This window comes from Fructilactobacillus florum DSM 22689 = JCM 16035 (genome assembly GCF_001436645.1).
Classification (GTDB): Bacteria; Bacillota; Bacilli; order Lactobacillales; family Lactobacillaceae; genus Fructilactobacillus; species Fructilactobacillus florum.
In genome coordinates this window covers 168,399-175,359 of record NZ_AYZI01000003.1, presented here as the reverse complement: position 1 = coordinate 175,359, position 6,961 = coordinate 168,399, and the positions used below count along the sequence as shown (strand labels likewise).

Below are 6,961 nucleotides of genomic sequence, written 5' to 3'. Positions count from 1 at the left end.
CGCAGGAGATCACGAGTTCGAGTCTCGTACGAACCGTTGTTGCAGTCTTGCAACTACAATTTAATAGTTTTATACTGATTAATGTCATAGATGGTTTGGCTCGGTAGCTCAGTTGGTAGAGCAACGGATTGAAGCTCCGTGTGTCGGCAGTTCGATTCTGTCCCGCGCCATTTATGGAGGGGTAGCGAAGTCTGGCTAAACGCGGCGGACTGTAAATCCGCTCCTTCGGGTTCGGTGGTTCGAATCCACTCCCCTCCATCTATAGGGATATAGTACAACGGTAGTATGTCGGTCTCCAAAACCGCTGATGTGGGTTCGATTCCTACTATCCCTGTTTATGATATTATGGCGGTAGTGGTGAAGTGGTTAACACATCGGTTTGTGGTACCGACACGCGTGGGTTCGATTCCCACCTACCGCCTTTTGATTGGCTTGCGTTAGCAAGAAGAAGGCACTGATAGTGCTTTTTATGGCGGTATAGCCAAGTGGTAAGGCAGAGGTCTGCAAAACCTTCATCGTCGGTTCAAATCCGACTACCGCCTTTGAATTGCTACAATCAAAACTTTGCCGAGATGGCGGAATTGGCAGACGCGCTGGACTCAAAATCCAGTGATCATTGCGATCGTGCGGGTTCGACCCCCGCTCTCGGCATAAATATACTTTTTATTCTTATTTATTCAGAGTCAAAGTGCTGATTTAAAGGCATTCTTTAAAATATTCAATGAATAATAATGAATAAAAAATTTTCAAATGTGTACATAATGTGTACAAATATTAGACGTTAATTAATTTTAGCGTCTTTTTTTGTATCTCCATTTAAATTATTTAGGACACTTTCTATATGATCATTAGTTCTTGTTTTATATTCATCAATTAAGTAAGAATAAACATTCGTTGTTGTTGAGATATTTGAGTGTCCAAGTCTTTTACTAATAACGTAGATATCTACGTCATGAGCTAATAAATATGCTACATGAGTATGTCTTAAACTATGGAAGTGAAAACCCTTCTTATTAATATCAAGCTTGTTGAGACAATTTCTGAGCGTTTTATTAACTGCGTTTGAAGTAGGGATAGTACCAAACTGGTTTATAAAGACTGCTTCTGAATTATTTTTCTTTAAATCTTTTATCAAATTCAAAATATCTTCATTTACTCTTACTACACGATTTGAACTTTCAGTTTTGGGAGAAATATATTCTTGTGTTAATGCGTTCCACGATCTGTGTATAGTAATTGTTTTGAAGTTAAAGTTAATATCTTTCCATTTAAGACCTTGTATTTCTCCAAGTCGCATTCCTGAATAAATTGCTAATAAAATCATGTATTTTGAAGAGTAATGATAATTAAGAGTATTAATTAAAAGGGTGGTTAATTGTTTCATTTCTGTTTCGTTTAAATAATCGATTTTCCATGTCTTAGATTTATCGTATACAAGATTAGTACGTTGAATAAAATCTTTTTGAATTTTACCATCATAAACAGCATCTTTAACGCAAGCGTGTACTAATGCATTTAATTTTGTAACAGTTTCTTTAGCATGATCTTTTCCATATTCATCTAGAAACTTTTGATATACCTCACGGTTAATTTCATCTAATTTAACTTTTGGCATTAGTTTCTTTAAAACATTGTATGTGTGTATATATTGACGTTTAGTTCTATCAACAATCGTCTTTTCTTTATAAGTTTCAAACCAATTCCAAACCTCAAACTGGTGAAGCTAAAAACAACGCTAAAAATATTGGGATTGCAATTCTTGGAATAACAGGAATCATGTCTTTACTTGGTTTAGCGAGAAAAAAGAAAAATTAATACAAAAAGAACAGATACTTTTCTAAATTAGTATCTGCTCTTTTATTTTTAATATCAGTTCTAGTGAGTATGAACAAATGTATGGTGTTTCAAAAATTTTATTAAAAAAATAGAAATATATAAATTGTTATTCAGTACTGATGATTAGCAATTATTAAAAGCAAGACACAACTGTTAAGTTGTGTCTTTGTTTTTTATGACCTATAATTAAAGGTGTTATAAAGCGTCATAACTAGTAGTCATAAATTGAGATAAACAACGTTTAAAAATAATATCTTATATCAATAATTTAATTACAAATTTTTTCTAACCATTTAGCAATTTTAATCATTATTTTTTCTTCATCTGGAGAATTTGTTACAGCTAACATTAATTCTTCTCCATCGCGATTTATTATTTTTTCATCAATGGTTTTGCCATTTAAATTTAAGAAATATAAAGATGCAAGAATTGCTGTACGTTTATTACCATCTGTAAAAACGTGTTTCTTGGTAATCTTTTGAAGAATAAAGCCAGCCTTTAACCAAATAGTTGGATACAATTCTTTTCCAAATATGACTTGTTGAGGTTGCTCGATAATTATGTCTAACGCAGACTCGGATTGTACACCAAAATATTTTCCATCAACAATTTCTACGGCTTGTTTATTTAATTCAATTAGTTCTTGTCTAGTAAGATATCTCATTATTTATCTTTCAACTTTTCCATTAATGGTTTAAAGCGTTGAGTAAAATCATTAATATTATTAATTTCATTGTTTGTTAAGTTAGATACTTTTTTAAAAATCAAATTACCATTACTATCTAAAGATGCTTCAAATTGTTCTCCACTTTTAATATGAATATTATTAGGAATAGTAATTGTCATTGAATTACCAACCTTACGAGTTTTTACTACCATTGTATAAGGTACCCCTTTCTTTTTTATATACACATTGTATACACGAAAGGAATGTAATTCAACCTTTAATATTAAATTAACGTAAGAGGGAGACTAATTATAATTAGTTTTTAATTAAAGGAGAATAAAAATGAAATATGGATATGCCCGAGTAAGTACCACCGATCAAAAATTAGAAAATCAAATAGACTCTTTAAAAATTGCTGGTGCAGATAAAATTTACAAAGAAAAATTTACAGGAACAACGACAACGCGGCCAGAATTTAATAAGTTATTAGCTGATGTTAATTCTGGTGATACTCTAATAGTAACTAAATTAGATCGGTTTGCTAGAAATACTAGAGAAGCATTAGAAATAATTCAAGAATTATTTAAAAGAAACGTTAAAGTAAACATTTTAAATATGGGAGTGATTGATAACACTCCAACGGGGCAATTGGTTTTTACAATCTTTAGTGCTTTTGCTCAATTTGAACGGGATATGATTGTCACTCGTACTCAAGAAGGTAAACTTTATGCAAAATCACATGATCCGTTCTTTAGAGAGGGGCGTCCTCAAACCTATACGGACGAACAAATTAGATTTGCTTATGATTTAAGAAAACAAGGAATGACATATAAAATGATTGAACGAAAAACAGGAATTAGTGTTAGAACTCAACAAAGAAGATTTAAACAACTAAAAAAACTCCCGTTATAAATTTCTATTATAATAGAAGAAACTAGAAAATCATTATTTGATAAGGAGATAATGATATGAAAGAAATAAGAGATAAATACAAATTTACAGTTGAAGAAAACAAACGTTTTGCTCGTGCTAATCTTGCAAGATTAGTACATACAAGTTCTAGATTTGAAGGAGTTAAAACTACTCTACCTCAAACAAAAACTATTATTGACGGAATGAGTGTTACTGGTGTATCTGTTGAAGATATTTTGACAATCGTTAACTTAAAACGTGGTTGGCAGTTTATTTTAAGTTCTGATAAAAAGCTAGACTTAGATTTAGAGAAAAACATTAATAAGATTGTTGCTGCAGAAGATTCTTTAGAACCAGGAGAATTTAGAACTGGATCAGGAAATATTGATTTAGGTGACGGTGAATCATTTGATCCACCAATGATTGATGAAAATCAGGAATCAGATTTTTTGAATAAAAAAATGAATGATTCCAAATTAACAACCACTGAAAAAGCCTTAGATGTTATGTATCATAATATGAGAAATCAAATGTTTTGGGACGGAAATAAACGAACAGCAATCTTAATAGCAAATAAGATTATGATTGATGGTGGTTCAGGTTTAATTAATATACCACTAAATAAATGGGAAGAATGGAATACATTAATTAGTGATTATTATCGTACAGGCAATATCAATAAATTAAAAAAATGGACTTATGATAATGGAATTCAAGGAACAAGTACTAGAAAAATAAAATATCCTAATTTAAAAAAAAGATAGAGATATCAAAAAGAGTTTTCAAAGATAATTTATATTTTAATAAATTACAAAAAACACCTATATAACAGCAAATCAAATATAAATTTTATTAATTAATTCTACCTATTGCTTCTATGTCAATTTGCAAAGGTATTAAATGATTATAATATTGCTTTTAATACTATGGGTGGTAAATCTTTAAAAGAAAGTTTTGAAATATTAAAACCAGGAGGAAAGTTAATAACTATTAATGGAATTCCAGATTTTAAATTTGGACAACAACATCATTTAGGGGTATTTAAATCAATTTTATTTGAAATAGCCAGTTTGCCATTGCGAAGATTGGCTAAAAAGTATCAAGTTAATTACTGCTTTTTTATTATGCATCCAAGTGGGAAGCAATTAGAAACTATTACTAAACTCATTGAATCCGGAAAAGTAAAATCAGTCATTGATAAGGTATATCCATTTAGTAAAGTTGACGAAGCTTATCAATTACTGGAATCAAAACATGCAACGGGGAAAATAGTAGTTGATATGGAACACTTAAATTAAAAGATCATATTGAAATACCCCATAAAAGTTAGACAAAATCTAATTTTATGGGGTATTTTTTATATACCTTATTTATAAATATACTTAGAATATTTGAAAAGTAGTTTAAAAATTATTACTATTTCTTAAGTCAGCTAAAAGTATAAAAATAGTCTTGAGTCATTTTGAATATCCTGATAATTTATGAAAACCTATATATAATGTTTAAAACCCAATTTGTGATAACCAGGTTTTTACTTCGTCTTTAACTTGCTCTTTTTCTTTACCCTTAATAGCCAAAAAAATACCATTAGTTTCTTGACCACCCTTTACTGATAAACCCTTTAACATAGTTGCTCCAGTTGCTGCATCTTTGATTTGTGAAAAAGTAGTTCCTGTACCAAATCCTCCATTAGTATTAAAAGGAATTATGACTTTATTAGTAAAGTCATATTGTTTTAAAAATGATTTTACAGCTTGTGGCAAAGCCATATTCCATGTAGGAGTTCCGATGAAAACATACTTATATGAATCAAAATCATTAACCTTATTTTTTAAATTAGGGAGAAAATTTTGTTCCTGTTCTTCGGAGTTTTGTGATACTTGCGTTTGATAGTTATTTGGTTGCGGAGTAACTGTTTCAATCGGGAATAAAGTACCATTAACATCATTGCAAATTAATTCAGCAACTGTTTTAGTGTTTTCGGTACGTGTGTAGTAAGTAATTAATGCTTTTTCATTTTCCATAAGTTAATTCTTCTTTCTTTATTTAAATATGAAATTATTTTACTGCCTAAAGTGTACTTTAAGGCAAGGATAAAAATAATTGTTGCATTAAAGTTAACTTTAAGGATTAGACTTTTAAATATATTGAATGATTAATATTTTAAGAAATAGAAGGAGTTCTTATGATTAAAAAGAAACGAATTATTTTAGGGATTATTTTAGTTGGTTATTTTATGATCATTCTTGATAATTCAATTATCTTTACTGGGACCGTCAAGATTGCACAAACCATGCATTTAAATGAAGTTCAGTTATCGTGGATTCAGAATGCATATGCATTGTTTTTTGGTGGATTCATGCTTCTAGGAGGTCGAGCTGGAGACATTTTTGGTCGAAAAAGAATTTTTGAATTAGGTTTATTTATTTTTGCCATTGGTTCACTTTTAGTTGGTTTGGCAACAACTGGTGAATTTATGATTATTTTTAGAGCATTTCAAGGAATTGGAGCGGCAATCATTGCACCAACTACTTTGGCTTTAATTATGGACAACTTTGTTGGTAAAGAGAGAACTAAAGCAGTTGCTTGGTATGGTTCTATGGCTGGAGTTGGTGCATCAGTTTCTCAAATTTTAGGCGGTTTCTTTGCAGCGACCGTTGGCTGGCGGTTTGGCTTCTTTATTAATGTTCCAATTGCTATTGCTATGATAATTATGTCATATAAATTCATTCCAGAAGGAAATAAGCAACCAGGTAAATTTGACTGGTTGGGGGCTATTTTTTCATTAATTGCTGTTTCAAGTTTAATTTATGCAATTGATGGGGCAAAGGAACCACTTTTATTTGGTGTTATTGGACTAGTTTCCTTATTGTTATTTATTTTAGTAGAAAGCAAAGCTAGTCAACCAATTATGCCCTTAAAAGTTTTTCTTAATCGGTTTCGAGTTGGTGCTTATATTGGAAGAATCGCTTTTACAGGAGCTATGATGGCTTTTTGGTTCTTTACACCACAAATGTTACAAGAATATTTGCATTATTCACCCTTTGCTGCTGGAATTGCATTCTTGCCATTAACAATTGTCACGTTTATTTTTTCATTACAAGTTCCTAAATTAACTAATAAACTTGGTAACGGAATGTTGTTATTAATAGGAATCACAATTACTTTAATTGGAATGGTAACAGTGATTTTTTATCAACACGGATATTGGTTAGAATTAGCTGTCCCAATGATGATTGTAGGCGTTGGACAAGGATTGGCTTTTGCTCCTTTAACGGCTGCTGGAATTTTTGAAGTAAATGATAAAAATGCTGGTGCAGCTTCAGGAGTTGTAAATGTGATGCATCAAATTGGTGCTGCATTTGGAATTTCATTAGTTACTAGTTTAACTGTTGGAATCCATAATCCTGTAATTAAATTTAGTATGTCGATGAAGTGGATTTCTATTTTACTTTTAATTGTGGTCGTTGTTACGATATTGTTTATTCTTCCTAAAAAATCAAGTAAAACTAAATTATGAAAAAGATAAATCCATTACTAATTATC

Annotated in this window: 8 protein-coding genes and 6 tRNA genes; 10 read left to right on the top strand and 4 right to left on the bottom strand. The window is 30.7% G+C overall.

Going from position 1 to position 6,961, the window contains the following annotated elements:
• The first annotated feature begins 97 nt into the window (after positions 1-97).
• The 6 genes from FC87_RS02790 to FC87_RS02765 all read left to right on the top strand — a co-directional run bounded on the left by FC87_RS02790 (position 98) and on the right by FC87_RS02765 (position 651).
• Positions 98-170 (top strand) — tRNA-Phe (locus FC87_RS02790).
• 5 nt (positions 171-175) lie between these two features.
• Positions 176-258 (top strand) — tRNA-Tyr (locus tag FC87_RS02785).
• Between the two features lie 5 nt (positions 259-263).
• Positions 264-334 (top strand) — tRNA-Trp (locus FC87_RS02780).
• A gap of 14 nt (positions 335-348) precedes the next feature.
• Positions 349-421, top strand: a tRNA-His gene (locus FC87_RS02775).
• A gap of 50 nt (positions 422-471) precedes the next feature.
• Positions 472-542: transfer RNA gene (locus tag FC87_RS02770), tRNA-Cys, on the top strand.
• 24 nt (positions 543-566) lie between these two features.
• Positions 567-651 (top strand) — tRNA-Leu (locus tag FC87_RS02765).
• Positions 652-781: 130 nt separating this feature from the next.
• Here the strand turns inward: FC87_RS02765 and FC87_RS02760 are convergent.
• The 3 genes from FC87_RS02760 to FC87_RS02750 all read right to left on the bottom strand — a co-directional run bounded on the left by FC87_RS02760 (position 782) and on the right by FC87_RS02750 (position 2,715).
• Positions 782-1,615 carry a tyrosine-type recombinase/integrase gene (locus tag FC87_RS02760; protein WP_054690954.1) on the bottom strand — a complete coding sequence of 278 codons (834 nt, stop codon included), beginning with the start codon at positions 1,613-1,615 and terminating at the stop codon, positions 782-784.
• Positions 1,616-2,104: 489 nt separating this feature from the next.
• Entirely contained in the window at positions 2,105-2,500 is a 396-nt protein-coding gene (locus FC87_RS02755; RefSeq protein ID WP_056961555.1) for a type II toxin-antitoxin system death-on-curing family toxin, read from the bottom strand.
• A complete protein-coding gene (locus FC87_RS02750) occupies positions 2,500-2,715 on the bottom strand; it encodes an AbrB/MazE/SpoVT family DNA-binding domain-containing protein (RefSeq protein WP_056961553.1) in 216 nt (71 codons plus the stop codon). The genes FC87_RS02755 and FC87_RS02750 overlap by 1 nt, the downstream gene beginning before the upstream one ends.
• 130 nt (positions 2,716-2,845) lie before the next feature.
• On the opposite strand from FC87_RS02750, the gene FC87_RS02745 reads away from it, so the two are divergent.
• The 3 genes from FC87_RS02745 to FC87_RS02735 all read left to right on the top strand — a co-directional run bounded on the left by FC87_RS02745 (position 2,846) and on the right by FC87_RS02735 (position 4,713).
• Entirely contained in the window at positions 2,846-3,415 is a 570-nt protein-coding gene (locus tag FC87_RS02745; protein ID WP_054690951.1) for a recombinase family protein, read from the top strand.
• 56 nt (positions 3,416-3,471) lie between these two features.
• Positions 3,472-4,179: a Fic family protein gene (locus FC87_RS02740; RefSeq protein WP_056961551.1), complete on the top strand. Its 708-nt coding sequence runs from the start codon at positions 3,472-3,474 to the stop codon at positions 4,177-4,179.
• A gap of 105 nt (positions 4,180-4,284) precedes the next feature.
• Entirely contained in the window at positions 4,285-4,713 is a 429-nt protein-coding gene (locus FC87_RS02735) for a zinc-binding dehydrogenase (protein WP_268872349.1), read from the top strand.
• A gap of 204 nt (positions 4,714-4,917) precedes the next feature.
• Here FC87_RS02735 and FC87_RS02730 read toward each other — a convergent pair whose 3' ends face one another.
• Positions 4,918-5,439, bottom strand: coding sequence for a flavodoxin (locus tag FC87_RS02730; RefSeq protein WP_054690947.1), 522 nt, complete (start codon positions 5,437-5,439; stop codon positions 4,918-4,920).
• A 161-nt stretch (positions 5,440-5,600) separates the two neighbouring features.
• On the opposite strand from FC87_RS02730, the gene FC87_RS02725 reads away from it, so the two are divergent.
• Entirely contained in the window at positions 5,601-6,935 is a 1,335-nt protein-coding gene (locus tag FC87_RS02725) for an MFS transporter (protein WP_056961547.1), read from the top strand.
• Positions 6,936-6,961: the final 26 nt, after the last annotated feature.